Here is a 21,806-nt window from a genome sequence, read left to right on the forward strand (position 1 = left end):
ACCCGCTTCTACAGGGCCGTGCCCCGCACAGAAAAATGTGCCCCTCCCACAGGCAGGGGCCGTGATGCATTACACCTTTTTGTACAGCTGGCTGCCTTCCTGGCGGAACCGCTCGGCCTGCTCGCGCATGCCCTCTTCCACGGACACATCCGTCGCCTCGATACGCTGGTTGGCAGCGTACTCACGGACTTCCTGGGTGATCTTCATGGAGCAGAACTTGGGCCCGCACATCGAGCAGAAGTGTGCGACCTTGGCCGACTCCTTGGGCAGGGTCTCGTCATGGAACGCACGAGCGGTGTCCGGGTCCAGGCCGAGGTTGAACTGGTCTTCCCAACGGAACTCGAAGCGCGCCTTGGACAAGGCATTGTCGCGGATCTGTGCGCCCGGGTGCCCCTTGGCAAGATCGGCGGCATGCGCAGCGATCTTGTAGGTGATGATGCCGGTCTTGACGTCGTCCTTGTTCGGCAGGCCCAGGTGCTCCTTGGGCGTTACGTAGCAGAGCATGGCGCAACCGAACCAACCGATCATCGCCGCACCGATACCGGAGGTGATGTGGTCGTAGCCAGGTGCGATGTCGGTGGTCAGCGGGCCGAGGGTATAGAAAGGTGCCTCGTCGCAGCACTCGAGCTGCTTGTCCATGTTCTCCTTGATCAACTGCATCGGCACGTGGCCAGGGCCTTCGATCATGCACTGCACGTCGTGCTTCCAGGCGATCTTGGTCAACTCGCCCAGGGTTTCCAGCTCACCGAACTGAGCCGCGTCGTTGGCGTCGGCGATCGAGCCCGGACGCAGGCCATCACCCAGCGAGAAGCTGACGTCGTAGGCCTTCATGATTTCGCAGATCTCATCGAAATGCGTGTACAGGAAGTTTTCCTTGTGATGCGCCAGGCACCACTTGGCCATGATCGAACCACCGCGGCTGACGATACCGGTGACCCGCTTGGCGGTCAGCGGCACGTAGCGCAGCAGCACGCCGGCGTGGATGGTGAAGTAGTCCACGCCCTGCTCAGCCTGTTCGATCAGGGTGTCGCGGAACAGCTCCCAGGTCAGGTCCTCGGCGACACCGCCGACTTTTTCCAGGGCCTGGTAGATCGGCACAGTGCCGATCGGCACCGGCGAGTTGCGGATGATCCACTCGCGGGTTTCGTGGATGTGCTTGCCGGTGGACAGGTCCATGACCGTGTCCGAACCCCAGCGGATGCCCCAGGTCAGCTTGGCCACTTCTTCCTCGATAGAGGAGCCCAGGGCGCTGTTGCCGATGTTGCCGTTGATCTTCACCAGGAAATTACGGCCGATGATCATCGGCTCGAGTTCCGGGTGGTTGATGTTGGCGGGAATGATCGCGCGACCGCGGGCAATTTCCTCGCGCACGAACTCAGGGGTGATTTCCTTGGGAATGCTGGCACCGAAGCTGTGCCCGGCGTGCTGCTGGTCCAGCAGGCCTGCGGCGCGGGCCTCCTGCAGCTTCATGTTTTCACGGATGGCGACGTATTCCATCTCGGCGGTGATGATGCCCTGACGCGCGTAATGCATCTGGGTGACGTTGGCGCCTGGCTTGGCGCGACGCGGGTTGCGCACGTGGGCAAAGCGCAGCTTGGCCAGATCGGCATCGTTCAGGCGCTGCTGGCCAAAATTCGAGCTCAGGCCATCCAGGCGCACGGTGTCGCCACGGGCCTCGATCCACGCCGAGCGCACATCGCCCAGGCCTTTGCGCACGTCAATGACGACATTGGGATCGGTGTAGGGGCCAGAAGTGTCGTACACCAGCACCGGAGCATTCTGCTCGCCGCCGAAGTCTGTGGGTGTGTCATGCAGGCTGATTTCGCGCATGGGCACGCGGATATCGGGGCGCGAGCCTTCGACATAGACCTTGCGCGAACGAGGGAACGGTTGCACGGACTGCTGATCGACTTGCGCCGACTCGCTGAGGTGGATCGATTTTTCTTGTTGGCTCATCACAGGCTCTCCAGACAGCGTGGAATGTCGGGGGAGAACCTGAAGGGGCGCGGATACACCTAGGACGGTGTGGTGCCGGATACGAGAGGTGCCTTGAGCGTGAGCTTCGACAATCCCGGACCTGACACAAGATCTCGCCGGGAAAGCGAGCAATCTTGTTCCCTACGCAGGCGCTAACCTGATCAGGTTCAACGGGATCCGGAACTATCCGATCTCAGCCTTCGATTCAAGGCACCCCGACAAGAACATGCGCAGTCTAGACTCAAGTGGTCGGCAAAGCCAAGCGTGTAAATTGGCGAATGATGAAAGGCACGTCAGACGATTGTTGCCAGGTGCGCCCGGCACTACACTGGCCCATCGCCCGATACTCAACAGTTCAGAAATTCATTTCAAGGATTGCCTATGCTGCGCAAACTCTCACTGGCGATAGCCGTGTCTTGTGCGTCCAACGGAGTGGTCTGGGCAGCGGATATGCCCACGACGGTGAAAACCGACCTGGTCAGCGTCTACCAGGAAGCGGTCGACAACAACGCCGATCTGGCCGCTGCCCGCGCCGACTACGGCGCACGTCGAGAAGTGGTTCCCCAGGCCCGGGCCGGGCTGCTGCCAAACCTGTCGGCCGGTGCCGAGATGCTGAACACCCGCACCAAGATCGACGAGCCGTCCATAACCTCCAACCGCAGCGGCAATTCCTGGAGCGCCACCCTGGCGCAACCGATCTTCCGTGCCGATCGCTGGTTCCAACTGCAGGCGGCCGAAGCCGTCAACGAGCAGGCGGCCCTGGAGCTGTCGGCCACCGAGCAGAACCTGATCCTGCAAACCGCCGAAAACTACTTCGCGGTACTGCGCGCCCAGGACAACCTGGCCTCGACCAAAGCCGAGGAAGCGGCCTTCAAGCGCCAGCTGGACCAGTCCAACGAGCGCTTCGACGTCGGCCTCTCGGACAAGACCGACGTGCTGCAATCCCAAGCCAGCTACGACACGGCCCGGGCCAACCGGATCATCGCCGAACGTCAGGTGCAGGATGCCTTCGAGGCCTTGGTGACCTTGACCAATCGCGAGTACTCCTCGATTCAGGGCGTGGTCCACACCTTGCCGGTACAGGTACCGATTCCCAACGATGCCAAGGCGTGGGTCGACACTGCGGCGCGGCAGAACCTCAACCTGCTGGCCACCAACCATGCTGTGACCGCCGCCGAGGAAACCCTGCGCCAGCGCAAGGCCGGCCATGCCCCGACGCTCGATGCGGTAGCCCAATACCAAAAGGGCGACAACGACAACCTCGGCTTCACCAACCCCTCACCGTTCGGGCGCTACAGCGGCGATGTGGAGCAGACCAGTATCGGCTTGCAGTTGAACATCCCGATCTACAGCGGCGGGCTGACCAGCTCCCAGGTGCGCGAGGCCTACCAGCGCCTGAGCCAGAGTGAACAGCAGCGCGAAAGCCTGCGTCGTCAGGTGGTGGAGAACACCCGCAACCTGCACCGTGCGGTGAACACCGACGTGGAACAGGTCCAGGCGCGCAAGCAATCGATCATTTCCAACCAGAGCGCCCTGGAGGCTACCGAGATCGGCTACCAGGTCGGTACCCGCAACATCGTCGACGTGCTCGATGCCCAGCGCCAGCTGTACACCTCGGTGCGCGACTACAACAACAGCCGCTACGACTATATCCTCGACAATCTTCGCCTGAAACAGGCCGCCGGGACGCTCAGCCCGCAGGACCTGCAGGACCTGGGCCGCTACCTGAAAGCCGACTACAACCCTGACAAGGACTTCCTCCCACCGGACCTGGCGGCTGCGGCGGCGAAGAACTTCGAGCGGCGCCCCTGACGCCTTGCGCCACAGACTCTTCACGGGCAAGCCTGGCCTTGCGGGCACCGCTTACCCCGGGGCTCGTGAAGAATGTGGGGCGCGTGTCGAAGCCCTCACTTCATGTAAAAGCGGATGGCATTGTGGTCGCCATCGACATGCAGCGAGGACCTGCAATCGGCGTACGCCTTGCCCATGGACGCGGCGTGGAGCCTGACACGCCGCAGGTCGTACATGATGCTGAAATTACACGCCTGGGAACCCGAAACCACCTCGACTTCCTCGACGAAGCTGTGTTTTCCCAACACCTTCGGCACCATTTCCACTCTGCCCTCCTCTGTGTCATCCACCGACCAACTGGCAGAGCCATCGATGGCAAAGTGCGGCCCTTTGAGCGCGTCGATGAAATACGACCCGGTATGGCGGACACTGGCATTGGGGTCCGGGTGGATCACGCTCACGCTGGCCCAGGGCTCGACGAACTTTGGGTACTTCAACACACCGATCGCGGCATGAGCCGAACTGGAGATCATTAGAACGAACGCGGTGAGTGTCTTGCTGTACATGCGGCTTTTCCTCAAGTCTGCGACGCGCCTGTTGGCGTTCTGGACATGAGCGTAAGCAGCACGCAGGGCGTGGATGAACTATCTATTTGCTACCTTCTGCATCACGCCAGGTAGTTGCCCAGCGCCTGCAACAGCCGCTCCAGCGCCCCTTGATTGGCCTGCATCACGGCCTTGCCTGCCAGCCCCATTCGCCGGGCATCCTGCGGCAGCTCGATCAAGCGACGGACAGCGCCGCACAGCCCCTCGGCATCGTCCACCTGCTGCAACGCCCCGGCCTCACGCAACATGGTGCTGATTTCGAGGAAGTTGAACACATGCGGCCCCATGATCACCGGCAAAGCCAGCGCGGCAGGTTCCAGCGGATTGTGTCCGCCAGTGGCCACCAGGCTTCCGCCGACGAAGGCGATGTCGGCCAGCGCGTAGAGGAACAGCAATTCGCCCATGGTATCGCCCAGCAGCACAGCGGTCTGGCCGCTCACCGGCGCCCCCGAAGAGCGTCGCACTGTCTCGAACTGCTCGCGGCACAGGGCATGCACCGCATCGAAACGCTCAGGGTGGCGCGGCACCAGAATCAACAGCGCATCACCATGGACCTGCAACAACTCCCGGTGGGCCTGCAGAATCAGCGCATCTTCGCCGTCATGGGTACTGGCGGCGATCCACACCGGACGCTGCTCGGCGCCCCATTGCTCGCGTAGCGCCCTGGCGCGCGGTTGCAGTTGTTCGTCGATCTTCAGGTCGAACTTGATCGAACCGGTCACCTGCACGCATTCGGGGCGCGCGCCCAGGCTACGGAAACGCTCGGCCTCCGCCTCGGTCTGCACGGCGATCAGGCTCATCTCTGCGAGCATCGGCCCAGTCAGCCCGGCAAAACGCGCATAGCCGCGGGCCGAACGCTCGGACAACCGTGCATTGGCCAAGGCCACTGGGATACCGCGCTTGGTGCATTGGTGAATGTGGTTCGGCCACAGCTCGGTTTCCATGATGATGCCCAGCCGTGGCCGTACATGATCGAGGAAACGCCCCGCCGCCCAAGGCAGGTCGTATGGCAGGTAGCAATGCTGGATGCGCGGCTCGTCGGCGAACATCGCGCGAATACGCTCCGACCCGGTCGGGGTCATGCAGGTCAGGGTGATGGGCAAATCTGGGTAGGCCTTGAGCAAGGCGCGAATCATCGGCGCCGCAGCGATGCTCTCGCCCACCGACACCGCATGTACCCAGATGCCCCCCTGATGCATGGGCGCAAGCTTGCAGGCGAAGCGCTCGGCAATACGCTGGCCGTAGGCCGGAGCCTTGCGCGCGCGCAGATACAGGCGCAGCGCGACCAGCGGCAGGCCCAGGTGAAACAGCAAGGTATAGAGGGTTCTGTTCATGGCGACGCAGTGTACTAGGAACTGCACGAAAAGGCCTGCGAGCCGCAGCCCTCAGCCAATCGCCCGCAGGTGCACGGCGAAGCGTTCGGCCAACCATTGCGCCGCCGGCCCCAGCGGCTGGTCGCGGCGCCAGGCCAGCTCGACGACCAACGCTGGCGGACGCCACTCGCTGTCCAGTTCGACCATGTGCGTCTGGTAGGTCGGGTACTGCACCACATGCCGTGGCAGCCAGGCCCAGCCCAGGCCACGCATCAGCAACTCGGCCATGGAATAGAAGCTGTCGGCGCGCCACACCTGGGGACTGATCGCCTCGCCGCCAGGGTAGCCACTTTGCTGGGGCGTGATCAGCAATTGTCGATGACGTGCCAGTTGCTGACGACTGACCCGCTGCTCGCGAGCCAGCGGATGGCCCACGGCGCAGACCGTGACCATCTCGACGCTGCCCAACGCCCGGCGCTCCAGAGAGGCAGGAATCTGCTCGTGATGGAAGAACAGCCCCAGATCCGCGCGCCGTTCCACCAGCTTGCGCGCCACATCCCCTTGGGCGCCGCTGGCCAATTGCACCTCGAGGAACGGAAAACGGCTGGACAGTTCGTCCAAACTGTCGATGACCGGTTGATAGGGCATGGCTTCGTCATTGGCCACCCTCAGCAATGCCTCCTGCCCTCGCATCAGCGCCAAGGCCCGGCCGTCCAGGCGCTCGCACTGGCGCAGCAGTTCGCGAGCGTCCTCAAGCAAGGCGGCGCCACTTTCGGTCAAGCGTGGCTGGCGTCCGCTGCTGCGCTCGAACAACGTCACGCCCAGGTCTGCCTCCAACAACGCGATAGCGTTGCTGATGGCCGATTGCGCCTTGCGCTGCTCCCGCGCGACCGCGGAAAACGACCGCAACTCAGCCACCCGCAAGAACAGACGCAACTGATCCAGGCTCCACTGCTCGGCCATGCAACCCATCTCCAGAATAGATAGGTAATGACTTTACCCCATTTCATTAAGGCCTAGAATGCGAGCCTTGCAACGGAGACTCTCACCATGAACGCATATACCTACCTGACCATCGCCATCTGCGCAGAAGTCATCGCCACCGCTTCCATGAAGGCAGTGAAAGGCTTGAGCACCCCTCTGCCACTGTTGCTGATGGTGTGCGGCTACGCCGTGGCGTTCTGGATGCTGACCCTCGTGGTGCGCAGCATTCCGGTGGGTATCGCCTACGCCATCTGGTCGGGCCTGGGCATCGTGCTGATCAGCGCGGTGGCGCTGGTGATCTATGGGCAGAAGCTGGATTTCCCGGCCATGCTGGGCATGGCCATGATCGTCGGCGGCGTGGTGGTGATCCAGCTGTTCTCCAAGACCGCCGGGCACTGAACAACCACCCAACGCGTGGGCAGCGCCGAACCCTGTGGGCGGGTTACCTGCGAACGGGACACGACGGTCTCAGCACCTCCCCGGGCAAGCAATCCGCCACAGCCTGTATACTGGGCAACTGTCCCAGTTCTAGAGGTGCCCCCATGCCATCCGCCATTTCCACTGACGTGCTGATCGTCGGCGCCGGGGTCGCAGGCCTCTGGCTCAATGCCCGGCTGCGGCGCCTGGGGTACTCGACCGTGCTGGTCGAGCGTGCCAGCCTCGGCGGCGAGCAGACCATCAAATCCCAGGGCATCATCCACGGCGGCACCAAGTACGCCCTACACGGCGCCCTGACCGGCGCGTCGGAGGCCATCGCCGACATGCCTCGGCGCTGGCGCGAAGCCTTGGCCGGCGACGGCGAACTCGACCTCGGCCATACCCGCATCCTGTCCGAAGCCCATTACCTGTGGTCTCCCGGCACCCTGGCCGGCAACCTCACCAGCTTCTTCGCCAGCAAGGCCGTGCGCGGCCGGGTCGACCAGGTCAAGGGCGATCAACTGCCTCCTGCCCTGCAGGATCGCGCCTTCAAGGGCAAGGTCTATCGCCTGGCCGAACTGGTCATCGACGTGCCCAGCCTGCTCGCCAACCTAGCCGAACTGGCTGGCGACAGCCTGTTGGCCGGCGAGCGCATCGCGCCTCTAAAAGAAGGTGAGGAGCTGGTCGGCTTGCGTGTCGATGACCGAGAAATCCGAGCCCAGCGTATCGTCCTCAGCGCCGGCGCCGGCACCGAGGCGCTGCTCCAGTCCCTGGGCCTGAGCCAGCCCGCCATGCAACGCCGTCCGCTGCATATGGTCATGGCCAAGGGACCAAACCTCAAACCGCTCTATGCCCACTGCCTGGGCGGCGGTCCCAAGCCACGGGTGACCGTCACCACCCACCCGGCTGCGAACGGCCAGTGGGTCTGGTACCTGGGCGGGGACCTGGCCGAAGCCGAGGGGGTCGCCCGCGAGCCTGCGGCGCAGATCGCCGCAGCGCAAAAGGAAATCGCCGGCCTGCTGCCGTGGGTGGACCAGAGCCAGTTGCACTGGGCAACCCTGCGTGTCGAGCGCGCCGAACCTGCGCAATCAGGCCTGGTGCGCCCGGACAACGCCTTCCTGGCCGATCAGCAGCGCTTACTGGTCGGCTGGCCGACCAAGTTGGCCCTGGCCCCGGACTTTACCGATCGCGTCCTGGCGAGCCTGGACCGCGACGGCATCCGTCCCAGCGCCCAACCGAACCTGGCTGATCTGCCTCGCCCGGCCCTCGGCGTCCCTGCCTGGGAGCAATTGCTGCCATGAGCTTGCCGACCTTGCACGACTTCCATCGCCCACTGGGCAGCACCGGCCTGAACGTCTCTCCTCTGGGCCTGGGCACCGTCAAGCTAGGCCGCGACCAGGGCGTCAAGTACCCCAGCGGATTCACCATTCCAGGCGATGACGAGGCCCGACTGCTACTGGCCCAGGCGCGCGAGCTGGGCATCAACCTCATCGACACCGCCCCTGCCTACGGGCGCAGCGAGGAGCGTCTGGGCCCGCTGTTGCGTGGCCAACGTGATGAGTGGGTGATCGTCAGCAAGGTGGGCGAGGAGTTCGAGAACGGCCAATCCCGGTTCGACTTCAGCGCCGCCCATACACGCCTGTCGGTGGAGCGCAGCCTGCGTCGCCTGGAGACTGACCGCATCGAGCTGGTACTGGTGCATTCGGACGGCAATGACCTGGCGATCCTCGAACAGCAAGGCGTCTACCAGACCCTCGCCGAGCTCAAGCAGGAGGGCAAGATCCTCGGCTATGGGCTGTCCGGCAAGACCGTCGCGGGCGGCCTCAAGGCGCTGGAGCAAGGCGATTGCGCCATGGTCACCTACAACCTCAACGAGCAGGCGGAACGCCCGGTGCTGGACTACGCTGCCGAACACGGCAAGGCCATCCTGGTGAAGAAGGCCTTGGCCAGCGGGCATATCTGCCTCGCACCAGGAGTCGATCCGGTGCAGGCCAGCTTTGAGCTGCTGTTCTCCCACCCTGGGGTGAGCAGTGCTATCGTCGGCACCATCAACCCGTTGCACCTGGCCCATAACGTGGCCACCGTCGCCCGAATCCTGGGACGGCCTTGAATCGCCCAGACGGGCGCCCAACGCAAGGAGGAGCCTCGTGCCGCGAACGCTGATCCGCAAGAACCCCAGCAACTTCAAGACCTTGCCGTTGCATGTCGAAGCCACACCCGACGGCCTGGCCTACAAGCCCATCGGCATGCCGCTGAACTTCTCCCAGGTGCAGCAGCGACGCAAAGCCATCCAACTGGACAACCCCGAGCGCTTCGTGGTCGAACTGGCCAATCTTGGGGTATCGGTGCGCCTGACATTGCATTGGCAGCATCGCGACTTCTGGGTGCTGGTGCGCCAGCGCCGCCAGGATCGCGGCGATGTGGTGCTCAAGCTCATCTCCGGTTACGTCCCGGCCCAGGAGCTCAACCTGCCGCTGCACACCGCGATCCAAGAGGTGGCCGAGGAGTGCCTGATGGAGACGCCCGAAGGCTGGCTGGGCGGGCGCTTCAACGACACCTGGCTGCCGGCACCCTACGCCGACGCCCTGCACTACCGCGAGGCCCTACCGTTTGTCCTGAGTCCCGAATCCGGCGCTGCGCGCCCGGTTCACTGCGACAACCTGATGCTACTGGAACGCCCGCACGCCTATGTGCACCTGCCAACGGCATCCCTGCAGTTGATCTATGACCTGCGCCTGCAAGTCCCTCGGGAGGCCAAGTCGCTCAGCCTGTTCCATGTCGACGAAAGGCTCGAAGGCGACCAACTGGTCGCGCGCCTGAACCGCAAGCGTCCGGATCTGTACCTGATGCCACTGGTCGATGGCCAGCCCACGGCCGAGCTCTACACCTTGAAGAAAGACCAATTGGTGCCAGCGAGCACCCGGGGTCTGTATTTGGCCGAAAGCTTTGCCCGACAGGATGGCTGGGTGGTGAAGGATGAGCGGATTCGCTGGAAGGAATGGATCAAGCAGCAAGGGCTGGCGCAGGCACCGGCATCCAACTTGCAACGCTTCAGCGATAAGGCGCGGGCGCTGTTGCAGCGAGCCCTGCACAAGTAACGACTCGAAGCCGGGCAATCGCCGGACCAGGCCGCCCCACAGGCATTGCGCCATCTGTGTAGGGGGCGTGCTGGTCCGCGACGTCTTTGGGGCAGATCAGTGCTTGCGGATCTTCTCGACGATGGCGGTGGTCGAGCTGTTCTCCACCAGCCCCAGCACTTTCACGGTGCCGCCGTAGGCCTTGACGATGTCGGCGCCGACCACCTGGTCGATGCCATAGTCGCCCCCTTTGACCAGCACGTCCGGCTTGACCTGGCTCAGCAGGTTTTCCGGCGTGCCCTCGGGGAAGCTGATGACCCAGTCCACCGCACCCAGGCCAGCCAGTACGGCCATGCGCCGATCGACACTGTTGATCGGCCGGCCCGGCCCCTTGAGGCGGCTGACCGAAGCGTCATCATTGATTGCCACGATCAGACGGTCGCCTTGGGCGCGGGCCTGCTCCAGATAGGTGACATGGCCGGCATGGAGAATGTCGAAGCACCCATTGGTGAAGACGATCTTTTCGTTGTGCGCCCGAGCGTCATCGATGGCCAGGAGCAACTGCTCAAGGGTGAGCACGCCGCGCTCGGAGCCCTCTTCACGCTGGATCGCCCGACGCAGCTCCGGCGCACTGATGGCGGCGGTACCCAGCTTGCCGACCACAATGCCAGCGGCCAGGTTGGCCAGGGCAACGGCATGGGGCAGGTCCTCTCCGGCGGCAATGGCCGCGGCCAGGGTCGAGATCACGGTATCGCCGGCGCCGGTGACATCGAACACTTCGCGGGCGCGGGCGGGCAAATGCAAGGCCGGGTGGCCAGTGCGCAGCAGGGTCATGCCGTGTTCACCGCGAGTCACCAGCAGTGCGCCCAGCTCTAGATCCTGGAGCAGTTGCAGGCCCTTGGCGACCAGCTCGGACTCATCGGCGCAACGGCCGACGATGGTCTCGAACTCGCTGAGGTTCGGGGTAATCAGGCTGGCGCCGCGATAGATGGAAAAGTCCTTGCCCTTGGGGTCGGCCAGCACTGGAATGCCCTTGGCCCTCGCCGCCTGGATCAGGCTCTGATGGTTCTTCAGCGCACCCTTGCCGTAGTCGGACAGGACCAGCACCTTGATGCCTTCGAGCAGGTCATCGACTTCTTCGCCCAGCGACAGCGGGTCGGTGGCGAACGGTTCTTCGAAATCGATGCGCAACAGCTGCTGGTGACGGCTCATGACCCGCAGCTTGACGATGGTCGGCTGGTGGGCGATGCGCTGGAAGACCGAACGCACGCCCGCGGCCTGCAAGCTGTTGGCGAGGCTGTCGGCAGCCTCGTCCTGCCCGGTCACGCCAACCAGCGAGGCTGGGGCGCCGAGGGCAGCGATGTTCAGGGCGACGTTGGCCGCGCCGCCGGGGCGATCCTCGATCTGCTCGACCTTGACCACCGGCACCGGTGCTTCGGGAGAGATCCGCGAGGTACCGCCATGCCAGTAGCGGTCGAGCATGACATCACCGACCACCAGGACCGGGGCTTGATCGAAACGCGGCATGGACAACTTCATGGGCAACCCATATGAAAAATAATGAACAGGGGCAGGATATTAGCACAGGGTCGAGGGCGGCTTTATGGCCAGCTTCGATCTGCGCGTTACCAATGATGATCGGGGCCGACGAGGCCCCGATCCAGGGGGTTCAGGTGATATCGGCCTTTTCAGGCTCGTCCAGCCCCATGGCGTGCAGGCGGGCATAATGGCCATTGGCCTGGAGCAGCTCGGCATGGGTGCCGCGCTCCACCAGACGTCCCTGGTCCATGACCAGGATCAGGTCGGCCTTCTCGATGGTCGACAGACGGTGAGCGATCACCAAGGTGGTGCGGCCTTCCATCACGTGGTCCAACGCCGCCTGGATATGCCGCTCGGATTCGGTGTCCAGCGCCGAGGTTGCCTCGTCGAGGATCAGCAGCGGCGCGTTCTTGAGCAGCGCGCGGGCGATCGCCAGGCGCTGGCGCTGACCGCCGGAGAGCAGCACGCCATTCTCGCCGACCTCGGTGTCGAAACCCTTGGGCAGTTGGTCAACGAAATCCTTGGCGTAGGCATCGGCGGCCGCGGCCTCGATCGCCTCACGCGGCGCGCCGGCCAGGTCACCATAGGCGACGTTGTTGGCGACAGTGTCGTTGAACAGGGTGACATGCTGAGTCACCTGGGACACATGCCGGCGCAGGTTGCGCAGGCGGTACTGCTCGATTTCCACGCCATCGAGCAGGATCTGTCCTTGATCATGGTGGTAGAAGCGAGGAATCAGCGCCGCCAACGTGGACTTGCCGCTGCCGGAGCGCCCCACCAGGGCGATCATCTGCCCAGGCTCGGCGGTGAAGCTGATATCGCTCAGTACCTGGCGCTCGGTCCCTGGGTAGGTGAAGCTGAGGTTGCGCACCTCCAGACGGCCTTCGACCTTGTCCTTCTCCACGGTACCGGTGTCCACCTCGGGCTTCTCGTCCAGTTGCTCGAAGATACTCTCGGCGCCGGCCAAGCCCTTCTGAATGGTCGAGCTGACTTCCGAAAGCTGGCGAATCGGCTTGGGCAGCAGGCCTGCGGCGGTGATGTAGGCCACCAGATCACCGGCCGAGGCATCGCCGCGCAGGAACAGCACCAGGAACATCAGCGCGGCCATGGCGCTGTAGATCACCAGTTGCAGCATCGGCGTATACAACGCACCGGTCTTGGTCATGCGCAGTTGCTTGTCGGTGTTGCTCTGGCTGGCGTTGCTGAAGCGGCGCTGCTCGTAGGCCTCGCCGCCGAAGCTGCGGACCACGCGATAACCTTGGATGGTCTCGGAGGCCACATGGGTGACATCACCCATGGCCACCTGGATCTTCTTGCTCTGCTTGCGAAACTTCTTGCTGGCGGTGCTGACCATCAGGGCGATGACCGGCAGGATGGCAACCATCACCAACGTCAGCTTCCAGTTCATCCACAGCAGGTAGGCGAACAGGAACACCACGGTCAAGCCTTCACGGATCACTACCTTGATCGCGTCGGTGGCGGCGCCGGTGACCATGGTCACGTTGAAGGTGATGCGGGAAATCAGGTGACCGGAGTTGTGGCTATCGAAGTAGCGGTTCGGCAGCACCAACAGTTTGTTGAACAACTCCACCCGTAGGTCATGCACCAGCCCCAGGGATACCTTGGCCAGGTAAAAGTTGCCCAGGAACGAGCCCAGGCCCTGCCAGGCAGCGATCAAGATGATCAGCAACGGCACGGCCTGCAGCAGCTGCATGTCTTTGAGGTAGGGGACGTCGGGGAACAGGACCGCCTGCGGATCGCTCAATCCATCGACGAAATACTTGAGAATCCCCGCCAGCATGGGCTGGGTGGAGGCGAAGATCACGAAACCCACGATACTCAGCAAGAAAATGCCGATATAGGGTTTGACGTAGCTCAGCAGCCGGAAGTAGATCTTCAGGCTGGAGGTTTGCTCCGCCGGTAGCGGTGTTTCGGCCATCATCGAGCTCGCTGTTCAGGTTGAACCGGAAATTTTAACACAGGGTTTGTCCGGGGCACGCTTCAGGGGCATTCCAGACCTACCCGGCCAGCTGCGGAGCGGGCCGGCATACTTCTTAGTGGTTTCATCCCTGAAACATCAAACGCCACCATCATGGTACTGACGCATTATTTTCGGCATTATTGCCGTCATTTTGCTTGCCAGACGACAAGGCCCTACCCATGCAATGCTCCCGGCTTTCCCAGGTCGACTTCGATCAGCTGACACTCGGTGCCAAGGTTCTAGAGGCAGATAGCTACGGCGCCAAAGTCTACCTGCTAGGGAATGGCAATATCCTTAAAATCTTTCGTCGCAAGCGTTTGATTTCATCTGCACTGCTGCGTCCTTACTCGCAGCGCTTCGTCGACAACGCGGCACGCCTGACGCAATTGGGGATCCCCACCCTGGAAGTGATCAGTCACCACAAGCTCGAACTGCCGGGGCGCACCGCGGTGCTGTACCACCCCTTGCCTGGCGAGACGCTGCTGCAGCTGTCGCGCAACCCCGGCTTCAGCTGGGACGCCCTGTTGCCACGACTGATCGACCTGATCCGGCACTTGCACCGCTCGGGCATCTATTTTCGCTCGCTGCACCTGGGCAATGTGGTGATGACACCTGACCAACGCCTGGGGCTGATCGATGTGGCGGACATGCGCTTCTTGCGCGCGCCGCTTTCAGCGCGGATGGTACGGCGCAATGTCCAGCACATGGCACGCTACATCGAGCGAGAAAAACTCGCCAACCAGTTCCCCGTCACCGACTTCGAGGCTGCGCTGCTGAACCACTGATGCCTGCTGGCTCGTGTGAGAGCGGCAATCCTGGAGAGATAGCGGTTGATCCTGGGGCTTTCGGCAGCCCCAGGCACAGGCGGAAGGAATCGATCAGACCCCCAGCGCCAGGCGCAGGCGTTGCCAACGGGTCAGTGGCGGGTGTGGACGCAGCGCGGGTGTCATATGCTCGACGATACTGCGCCCCACCTCGGCGAAGCTAAAGCGTGAAACCGCAAGCTCGCGTCCCTTGCGCGCAATGCGCTCGGCAAGCTCAGGGTCATTGCGCAAGACGTTCAATTTTTCCCGCAGCATCGGAATGCTGTCGTACAGCACCACGTTGTGCATGTCCTCAAGGCCCAGCGCGCGGTTCTCCGCCTCACCCTGGTCGTAGGCCAGCAGCACGCAGCCGCAAGCCATGGCCTCGAAGTTCTTGATCATGTATTCGCCCATGCCCACGTCGGCACTGACGAAAAAGCGAATGCGGTTGAGCGTGTTGCAGTAGTCCTCGCCGGATTTGGTGCGCGTCACCACCAGATTCTCGACCTGACCAAGCTCGTCGAGCAACGCCTTGCGGCCGCTGTAGGCGACGCTCCCCGTACTGCCGACGAAGGCCAATTCGATATCGCGTTCGCGCCCTTGGTCGGTGAGCAGTTGCTCGTCGTAGCCCTTGGGTACGAACACCGCATCGAAACCTTCCTGACGCAGTCGCTCGCTGACCATGTAGCCGGAGCTGATCACCCGGGCCCACGGCAGTTGGCGATAGTGCGCACTGAACTTGCCGGTGTACTTGCAGGGGATGTAGTTCTGGTAGGCGTCGTGCTCAAGGATCACCAGGTTGGGCACGCTGCGGATGAAGGGGACCTGGCGGATCTCCTGCTTGAAGCGCAGGAAGAACACGATCCGGTCGTAGCGCGTGACATCCACCTCGCGCTTGAAGTAGCGACGCAGGTTGCGCTGGTCCTCGCTGCTCAGCCAGCGCAGGTCGCAATCGCAATTGGCGGCCACACCGTCGTACAGACGATCGAGGATCGCCCGTTGCTCCTTCTGCACCAGAAATAGGACTTTCATTGCTTTGCTTGGGCCTCTGCGCCTTCAATCATTCGTCGCGCTCAAACGGGCGACGCCAGAACAGCTCATGGCGGCGTACCGCCTTGCGGAAGAATTCGTTCTCGCCATAGGGCGACGGCTTGCGCCCCGCCAGCCAGTGCTGCAGGGCACGCCGCAAGCGACGCTTGAACGGCGCGGACGGCTGCAGGTCGTGCATCATGCCCAGGGCCATGGCCTTGTCACGCTGGGTGGCCAGGCTCAGCACCTGGCTGCATGGCGCCCAGGCCTGCTCGGCGCTCAGCTGCGGCGGCAAGGCAACGCCATCGCCGCTGTCGCCCATCGGCCAGCGGTCATTGTCGTGCAGGTGGTTGGCGTAGCACAGCAGCGTCTCGGGTTGCCAATCCAGGCCTTGCAACGCCTCGAGCACCGCGGCTTGGGCGCAGACGTGATCGGGATGCGGATCCAGCTGTGGGTGCGGCATCACCAGCACCTGGGGCCGCGCCCGCTCCAGTACCGCGCGCAGATCGGCCAGCAGGTTGTTCCAGGTCGGCGCACCATCGGCATCGCCAGGCAAGTCGAAGGCGTTGAAACGGCGGAACGGACGGGTATCGGCCATATCGGCCTCGCGCGAGCCCACTGCTTGATCTGGCGCCGCTTGCATCGCTGGCAGTTGCAGGCAGAAATAGCCCAACTGCACGCAGCGCGACTCCGGCACCCCGGCCCAGCGCGGCACTGCAATACTGTCCCAGGCACGCAGACGGCCTTTCAGACGCGCTGCCTCGGCCTTGGGCAAGCCCATCTGCTGGTAGTGCTCCGCCTCGATCTCGCCTGCGGTCAGGGTCACCACCCAGGCTTCTTCGGCCTGGCTATACAAGCCATAGGCTGCGAGCTCGGCGTCATCGGCATGGGGCGCGATGACCATGACACGACGCTTGTGCAATTCGATCGAAGGGGTAATCCACAGGCGAGGTTCGCCGATCAATCGACAGTGGCGACCGCACAGGCGCAAGGTGTCCGCCATCAGCGGTGCGGCGAGACCGGTCAGGTTCAGAAAGCGCACCCCATCGACACCGCGCTCGAAGGTCTGGCGATCCTGCTCGGACTCGCCGCGCAGCATCACTCGAGGGTCGAGAAAGCGTCCCAGCCAATTCGCCTTGACCCGTACTTCAAGGATCAGCGTCTCATCACCCGCCAGCGGCGCATCGACCTGGAGCAGGCCGGCATGAAGCCGCGCAGCGGCCTCGCGGGTCTGCTCGCCGAATCGGAAGGCATAGTCTTCGGAGGGCGAATAGAACAGGTGATCGGCAAACCAGGCCTCGTGCGCGATCCACAGCAGCGGCAACAGCAACAGCGGCAGCCACCACCAGCTCGCCACGCCGATGACGATCAGCAGGACCAACCCTGCCAGCAGGCCCAGGCGCTTGCTGCGCCGATGACGCTTGAGCAACTGCTGCTTGCGGCTCACGACTGGAACACCGGCACGGGGTTGCACCAGCGGTCTTTGTATTCGCGGTCAGCACGACCGAAAGAGAACCGCAGCGGTTTGTTGCGTGCTCGGGCATCCTCCCAGGCAGCCTGGGTATTGAGGAAACTCAGGACGCTGCCCGGGCTGAAGGCCTTGGTCTCGGGGTCTACCCCCCCATTGATGTACTCGACGCTGACCCATTCCGGCGCCTCCACCCGGTACACCAACTGGATCGCGATCGGCGCCCCATCGAGCAGCAACACCGAGCCGATCAGCAAATCCCGCAGGCGCTCCAACACCTCGGCCATGCGCGCCGCCCCCGTGGCCGGGAAGCCCCAGCGGCGCTGGAACAGGTCACAGTACATGGCGGCAATCTCGGCCGCGCTGAAATCGCTGATTGGCCGCACCACCCCGCCTGCTTCTTCGAGCAGACGCAGCTCGCGGCGCTGGTTGTAGCGGAACTTCTTGGACAAGTCTTCGTGTGGCCGCGCCATGGCCAATTGCTCGGCTTGCGCCTTGAGCCCGGTGAATCGCCCCTGGTTCAACTCGGAGAGATAACGCGCCGCATGGCGCAGTGGCGCACCGGCATCAGCGGCGGCAGGCAGGATGATTTCCGCGTTGCCCAGGTCGAACAGGCCCTTCTTGCCGTGGCGCTTGAGCACATCCTTGGACAGCGCCAGGTGGCGCCCCCAGGTGGGAATGGCGGCTTTGAGTCCCCCCGCCTGATGCCAGCCCAGGTACCGCACTGGGATCTGGGCCAGCTCGGCCAATTGCTCGACCACCTGTGGATGGGTGGCGACACTGCCGCCAAAGCGCTCCCAGGCGTCGGCGTAGGCCTGCCCATCGATGACGGACCAACCACGCTCGCGCAGGGCCCGGATATGATTGAACATCACGCCTCCGCCACCAGCGCCCGCACCTGCGGCAGAGCCCAGAAGGCCTCGCGCACGGCCTGATCGGAAAACCGCTCGTGCAGGCGTTGCAGCATGTGCTCGGCGCACGCCTGGCGCTGCGACGCATCCAGCCCGGCCATGTGCTTAAGGCCCTGGGCCAGTTGCCCAGCATCCCCCAGCGGGAACAGCACACCCACGCCTTCGACCACCTCCAGCGCACCGCCACACGCGGTGGCCAGCAGCGGCACGCCGGCAACCATCGCCTCCAGCAGGACCATGCCGAACGGCTCATGATCGGAACTCAAGGCGAATACATCGAACGCCTGAAAATAACGACGCGCATTGTGCACCTGGCCCAGAAAGTCCACCTGACCGGCAATACCCAACTGCGCCGCCTGCGCCTTGAGCGCAGCTTCCAGGCGGCCTTCGCCCAGAATCGCCAGACGGGCACCGGCAGGCAGGCCAGGCAACGCCTCGGCAAAGCCTCGCAGCAAGGTCGCCTGGTCCTTGTCGGGGTGCAGGCGACCGACGTTGCCGACAATCCATGCCTGGGGGGCGAGCCCCAAGGCCTGGCGCGCTTCGTCACGCGGCACCAGACTGGCCTGCAGGCCCTGGACATCGATACGGTTGTACAGCGTCTGGATTCGCTCGGCCGGCCACTGCGCCAGGCACCGGCGCATGTCGTCACGCACCGCGTCGGAGACGCCGAGCAGGCTCAGGCGCTTTCTGAACAGGTTGGCGAACAGACGCCGGCCACCGCGCTGGTAGTCACCGAACGCGTGGTGCACGCCGATCACCGGCAAGCCGGTGCCCAGCAGCGCCACATAGATCGGCTTGAAGCGGTGGGCGATGCAGAAGCTGAAGTCGCGGGCCGCGGCGATCTTGCGCAGCGCGGCGATCGCGCCCAGCTTCAGGCCACGTACGGCCTTGGAGCTGAACTCCAGGAACAGCACTTCGTCCGATGCACAGCCGGCGGCTACCTGCGGGTCGGCCTTACCGGTGAGAAAGACCGTGGTGACCTTGTAGCCGCTGCCCTCGAACAGGCTGGCATATTGACGGGCACAGTCCAGGAATGGCCCGTCATAGCCGTGGCAGAACTGCAGGACGCGCCGTTCAGAGCGGTTGGTCATAAGGCGCCGCGCCGTCCTTGACTACCAGGATGTCTTCCATGATCAGGTACTGCAGGTCCGAGCCGAAGAACATGTTCAGGGCGTCGGTCGGCGAGCAGATCATGGGTTCGCCACGGCGATTGAGCGAGGTGTTCAGCGACACGCCATTGCCGGTGAGGTCCTCGAGGGCCTTCATCATGTCGTAGTAGCGTGGATTGTATTCACGCTTGAGCACCTGGGCGCGAGAGGTACCATCCTCGTGGACCACCTCTGGCACGCGGGTCTTCCACTCCTCTGCGACCTCGAAGGTGAAGGTCATGAAAGGCGCCGGGTGGTCGACCTTGATCATCTGCGGACCGACGGTATCGAGCATCGACGGGCAGAAGGGTCTCCAGCGCTCACGGAACTTGATCTGCTCGTTGATCCGGTCGGCCACGCCCGGCACGCTTGGGCAGCCGATGATCGAACGCCCCCCCAAGGCACGCGGGCCGAACTCCATGCGGCCCTGGAACCAGGCCACAGGGTTGCCATCGACCATGATCTTGGCGATGCGCTGTGGCATGTCGTCGATCTTGCGCCACTTGGGCGCATTTGGATGACGGGCGCAGGCAGCGATCACGTCTTCGTTGGAGTACGAAGGGCCGAGGTAGACATGTTCCATCTTCTCGACCGGCACACCACGGGCGTGAGAAACATAGGCCGCGGCACCGACGGCGGTACCGGCATCGCCCGAGGCCGGCTGGACGAACAGCTCCTTGACGTCCGGGCGGGCGATGATCTTCTGGTTGAGCTTGACGTTCAGTGCGCAGCCGCCAGCGAAGGCCAGCTTGCCACCCTGCTTGAGGATGTCGCCCAGATAGTGGTCGATCATCTGCAGCGCGAGCTTCTCGAACAGCGCCTGCATGCTCGCCGCGTAATGGATGTAGGGCTCGTCGGCGATGTCGCCTTCGCGCTTGGGCCCCAGCCACTCGATCAGCTTGGGCGAGAAGTAGAAGCCCTTGCCCTTCTCTTTATAGCGGCGCAGGCCGATGACGTTGGCGTATTCGGTGTTGATCACCAGCTCGCCATTCTCGAAGCTGGCCAGACGGGAGAAGTCATACTTGCTGGCGTCGCCATAGGGCGCCATGCCCATGACCTTGAACTCGCCATCGAGCATCTCGAAGCCGAGGAACTCGGTGATCGCGCCATACAGGCCGCCCAGGGAGTCCGGGTCGTAGAACTCCTTGATCTTGTGGATCTTGCCGTTCTCGCCATAGCCGAAGAAGGTGGTGGCGTACTCGCCTTTACCATCGATACCGAGGATCGCGGTCTTTTCCTTGAAGCCCGAGCAGTGATAGGCGCTGGAGGCGTGCGCCAGGTGGTGCTCGACCGGCTCGATCTTGATCTTCTTCGGATCGAAGCCCAGCTGCTCCAGGCACCAGACGATCTTCTTGCGGTAGCGCTTGTAGCGACGGTTGCCCATCAGGATCGCGTCAAGGGCGCGATCCGGGGCGTACCAGTAACGCTTGGCGTAGTGCCAGCGCGCCTTGCCGAACAGGCTGATAGGGGCGAACGGAATGGCCACCACGTCGACGTCGGACGGCTTGATGCCAGCCTGCTCCAGACAGAACTTCGCCGACTCGTAGGGCATGCGGTTCTTCGCATGCTTGTCACGCACGAAGCGCTCTTCTTCGGCGGCGGCAACCAGTTTGCCGTCGATGTACAGGGCCGCGGAAGGGTCATGGCTAAGGGCGCCGGACAGGCCAAGAATCGTCAATGCCAAGGGTCTAGCCTCTTCTTTCGGTAGGGATGCGCCATCGGCCTTGCAGGCGGATGGCGGCTAAAGGGCGGAATTATAACGCAAACAGCAAGGGGTGCGATTACCGGAAGGGGCCACAGGCGCCAGTGCTGCGCCGCGGGTGCTGGCGCAGCCTGTGACAGCCTGAGCAGCAGGCTCGTTTACTCGGCGATCAGCCAGTCCATGCGGAAGCTGCCGGCTGTTTGCGCCAACTCATTGGCCAGCCACGGCAGCAGCTCGCGCAGCTCCTCTTCCAGGCCCCAAGGCGGATTGGCGATGGCCAGCCCCGAGCCGTTGAGGCCCTGGGGACTGTCCTGGTGATGGACATACAGCTCGACCCGCAGCAACTTGGGTGCCCCGGTGCTGGTCAGGTCCTGATAGAAACGTGTCAGCGAGCGCTGATCCTTGATCGGGTACCAGATCGCCGCGACAGTCTGGCGCATGCGACCGATCGCCTCTTTCATCGCCACGGTGCAGCGCTTGAGCTCATCGGCCTGCTCGAACGGCGGATCGATCAGCATAACCGCGCGCTTTTCCTGGACCGGCAGCAATGCCCGAGGCACATGCCAGCCCTCCCCCAGGTGTACGACCACGCGCGGGTCCTTCTTCATGTTGTCCTTGAGCAGTGGGCCGTCTTCAGGGTGTTTCTCATTGAGCAACGCCCGGTCCTGCTGGCGCATCAGGCGCCGTGCCAGCTCCGGCGAACCAGGGTAGTAGCGCAACTCGCCGTCCGGGTTAAGGCGTTTGATGATACGCAGGTAGTCAGCGGTGACTGCCGGCAGGTCTTCGCGATTCCAGAGCCGGGCGACACCTTCGAGGTATTCGCCGGTGCGGGTCGCCTGGTCGCCTTGCAGGTCGTACAGGCCGAGGCCGGCATGGGTATCGATGTAGGCGAATGGCTGTTCCTTGCGCGACATCAGGGCGATGAGGCGGGTCAGCACGATGTGCTTGAGGACGTCGGCATGGTTGCCGGCGTGGAAGGCGTGACGATAGTTCATGGCAACTCCTGCGGGGGCGACAAGTTTACCTTGTCGCGCCAGCGGAGTCAGGTACGGCAGTCGGGG

Annotated in this window: 18 protein-coding genes and 1 riboswitch; of the genes, 6 read left to right on the forward strand and 12 right to left on the reverse strand. The window is 63.5% G+C overall.

Features of this window, described 5'->3' with window-relative positions; genetic code table 11:
• Positions 1-69: 69 nt before the first annotated feature.
• Entirely contained in the window at positions 70-1,956 is a 1,887-nt protein-coding gene (gene thiC, locus IEC33019_RS21500) for a phosphomethylpyrimidine synthase ThiC (protein ID WP_070090502.1), read from the reverse strand.
• A 142-nt stretch (positions 1,957-2,098) separates the two neighbouring features.
• Positions 2,099-2,205: riboswitch (TPP riboswitch) on the reverse strand.
• 153 nt (positions 2,206-2,358) lie between these two features.
• On the opposite strand from thiC, the gene IEC33019_RS21505 reads away from it, so the two are divergent.
• A complete protein-coding gene (locus IEC33019_RS21505; RefSeq protein WP_070090503.1) occupies positions 2,359-3,789 on the forward strand; it encodes a TolC family outer membrane protein in 1,431 nt (476 codons plus the stop codon).
• 95 nt (positions 3,790-3,884) lie between these two features.
• Here the strand turns inward: IEC33019_RS21505 and IEC33019_RS21510 are convergent, their stop codons facing one another.
• The 3 genes from IEC33019_RS21510 to IEC33019_RS21520 form a co-directional block, all read right to left on the reverse strand.
• Entirely contained in the window at positions 3,885-4,334 is a 450-nt protein-coding gene (locus tag IEC33019_RS21510; protein WP_070090504.1) for a hypothetical protein, read from the reverse strand.
• A gap of 101 nt (positions 4,335-4,435) precedes the next feature.
• Complete coding sequence (gene waaA, locus IEC33019_RS21515; RefSeq protein WP_070090505.1) at positions 4,436-5,707, reverse strand: lipid IV(A) 3-deoxy-D-manno-octulosonic acid transferase; 1,272 nt, start codon at positions 5,705-5,707, stop codon at positions 4,436-4,438.
• Positions 5,708-5,758: 51 nt separating this feature from the next.
• Positions 5,759-6,649 carry a LysR family transcriptional regulator gene (locus tag IEC33019_RS21520; protein ID WP_070090506.1) on the reverse strand — a complete coding sequence of 297 codons (891 nt, stop codon included), beginning with the start codon at positions 6,647-6,649 and terminating at the stop codon, positions 5,759-5,761.
• 87 nt (positions 6,650-6,736) lie between these two features.
• On the opposite strand from IEC33019_RS21520, the gene IEC33019_RS21525 reads away from it, so the two are divergent.
• From IEC33019_RS21525 to IEC33019_RS21540, 4 genes are all read left to right on the forward strand, one after another.
• On the forward strand, positions 6,737-7,069 hold the full coding sequence (locus IEC33019_RS21525; protein WP_043207325.1) for a DMT family transporter: 333 nt from the start codon (positions 6,737-6,739) through the stop codon (positions 7,067-7,069).
• A gap of 143 nt (positions 7,070-7,212) precedes the next feature.
• A complete protein-coding gene (locus IEC33019_RS21530; RefSeq protein WP_070090507.1) occupies positions 7,213-8,388 on the forward strand; it encodes an NAD(P)/FAD-dependent oxidoreductase in 1,176 nt (391 codons plus the stop codon).
• Entirely contained in the window at positions 8,385-9,197 is an 813-nt protein-coding gene (locus IEC33019_RS21535) for an aldo/keto reductase (protein ID WP_070090508.1), read from the forward strand. Before IEC33019_RS21530 ends, IEC33019_RS21535 begins: the two co-directional genes overlap by 4 nt.
• A gap of 37 nt (positions 9,198-9,234) precedes the next feature.
• On the forward strand, positions 9,235-10,185 hold the full coding sequence (locus tag IEC33019_RS21540) for a metal ABC transporter ATPase (RefSeq protein WP_099593900.1): 951 nt from the start codon (positions 9,235-9,237) through the stop codon (positions 10,183-10,185).
• Between the two features lie 96 nt (positions 10,186-10,281).
• Here the strand turns inward: IEC33019_RS21540 and hldE are convergent, their stop codons facing one another.
• On the reverse strand, positions 10,282-11,703 hold the full coding sequence (hldE, locus tag IEC33019_RS21545) for a bifunctional D-glycero-beta-D-manno-heptose-7-phosphate kinase/D-glycero-beta-D-manno-heptose 1-phosphate adenylyltransferase HldE (protein ID WP_070090516.1): 1,422 nt from the start codon (positions 11,701-11,703) through the stop codon (positions 10,282-10,284).
• 130 nt (positions 11,704-11,833) lie between these two features.
• Positions 11,834-13,642: a lipid A export permease/ATP-binding protein MsbA gene (msbA, locus tag IEC33019_RS21550; protein WP_070090617.1), complete on the reverse strand. Its 1,809-nt coding sequence runs from the start codon at positions 13,640-13,642 to the stop codon at positions 11,834-11,836.
• Positions 13,643-13,863: 221 nt separating this feature from the next.
• On the opposite strand from msbA, the gene IEC33019_RS21555 reads away from it, so the two are divergent.
• Positions 13,864-14,469 (forward strand): toluene tolerance protein, encoded by a 606-nt coding sequence (locus tag IEC33019_RS21555; protein WP_070090517.1) that lies wholly within the window; start codon positions 13,864-13,866, stop codon positions 14,467-14,469.
• Between the two features lie 93 nt (positions 14,470-14,562).
• On the opposite strand, the gene IEC33019_RS21560 is transcribed toward IEC33019_RS21555, so the two are convergent.
• From IEC33019_RS21560 to IEC33019_RS21585, 6 genes are all read right to left on the reverse strand, one after another.
• Positions 14,563-15,519, reverse strand: a complete 957-nt coding sequence (locus tag IEC33019_RS21560; RefSeq protein ID WP_070090518.1) for a glycosyltransferase — start codon at positions 15,517-15,519, stop codon at positions 14,563-14,565.
• A 28-nt stretch (positions 15,520-15,547) separates the two neighbouring features.
• Positions 15,548-16,963 (reverse strand): PIG-L deacetylase family protein, encoded by a 1,416-nt coding sequence (locus tag IEC33019_RS21565; protein ID WP_070090519.1) that lies wholly within the window; start codon positions 16,961-16,963, stop codon positions 15,548-15,550.
• Positions 16,960-17,856, reverse strand: a complete 897-nt coding sequence (locus IEC33019_RS21570) for an antimicrobial resistance protein Mig-14 (protein WP_070090520.1) — start codon at positions 17,854-17,856, stop codon at positions 16,960-16,962. The genes IEC33019_RS21565 and IEC33019_RS21570 overlap by 4 nt, the downstream gene beginning before the upstream one ends.
• Positions 17,856-18,986: a glycosyltransferase gene (locus IEC33019_RS21575; protein ID WP_070090521.1), complete on the reverse strand. Its 1,131-nt coding sequence runs from the start codon at positions 18,984-18,986 to the stop codon at positions 17,856-17,858. Before IEC33019_RS21575 ends, IEC33019_RS21570 begins: the two co-directional genes overlap by 1 nt.
• Positions 18,970-20,727 (reverse strand): carbamoyltransferase family protein, encoded by a 1,758-nt coding sequence (locus IEC33019_RS21580; protein WP_070090522.1) that lies wholly within the window; start codon positions 20,725-20,727, stop codon positions 18,970-18,972. The genes IEC33019_RS21575 and IEC33019_RS21580 overlap by 17 nt, the downstream gene beginning before the upstream one ends.
• 176 nt (positions 20,728-20,903) lie before the next feature.
• Positions 20,904-21,740 carry a 23S rRNA (adenine(2030)-N(6))-methyltransferase RlmJ gene (locus IEC33019_RS21585; protein WP_070090523.1) on the reverse strand — a complete coding sequence of 279 codons (837 nt, stop codon included), beginning with the start codon at positions 21,738-21,740 and terminating at the stop codon, positions 20,904-20,906.
• Positions 21,741-21,806: the final 66 nt, after the last annotated feature.

Source organism: Pseudomonas putida (genome assembly GCF_002741075.1).
GTDB classification, from domain to species: domain Bacteria; phylum Pseudomonadota; class Gammaproteobacteria; order Pseudomonadales; family Pseudomonadaceae; genus Aquipseudomonas; species Aquipseudomonas putida_T.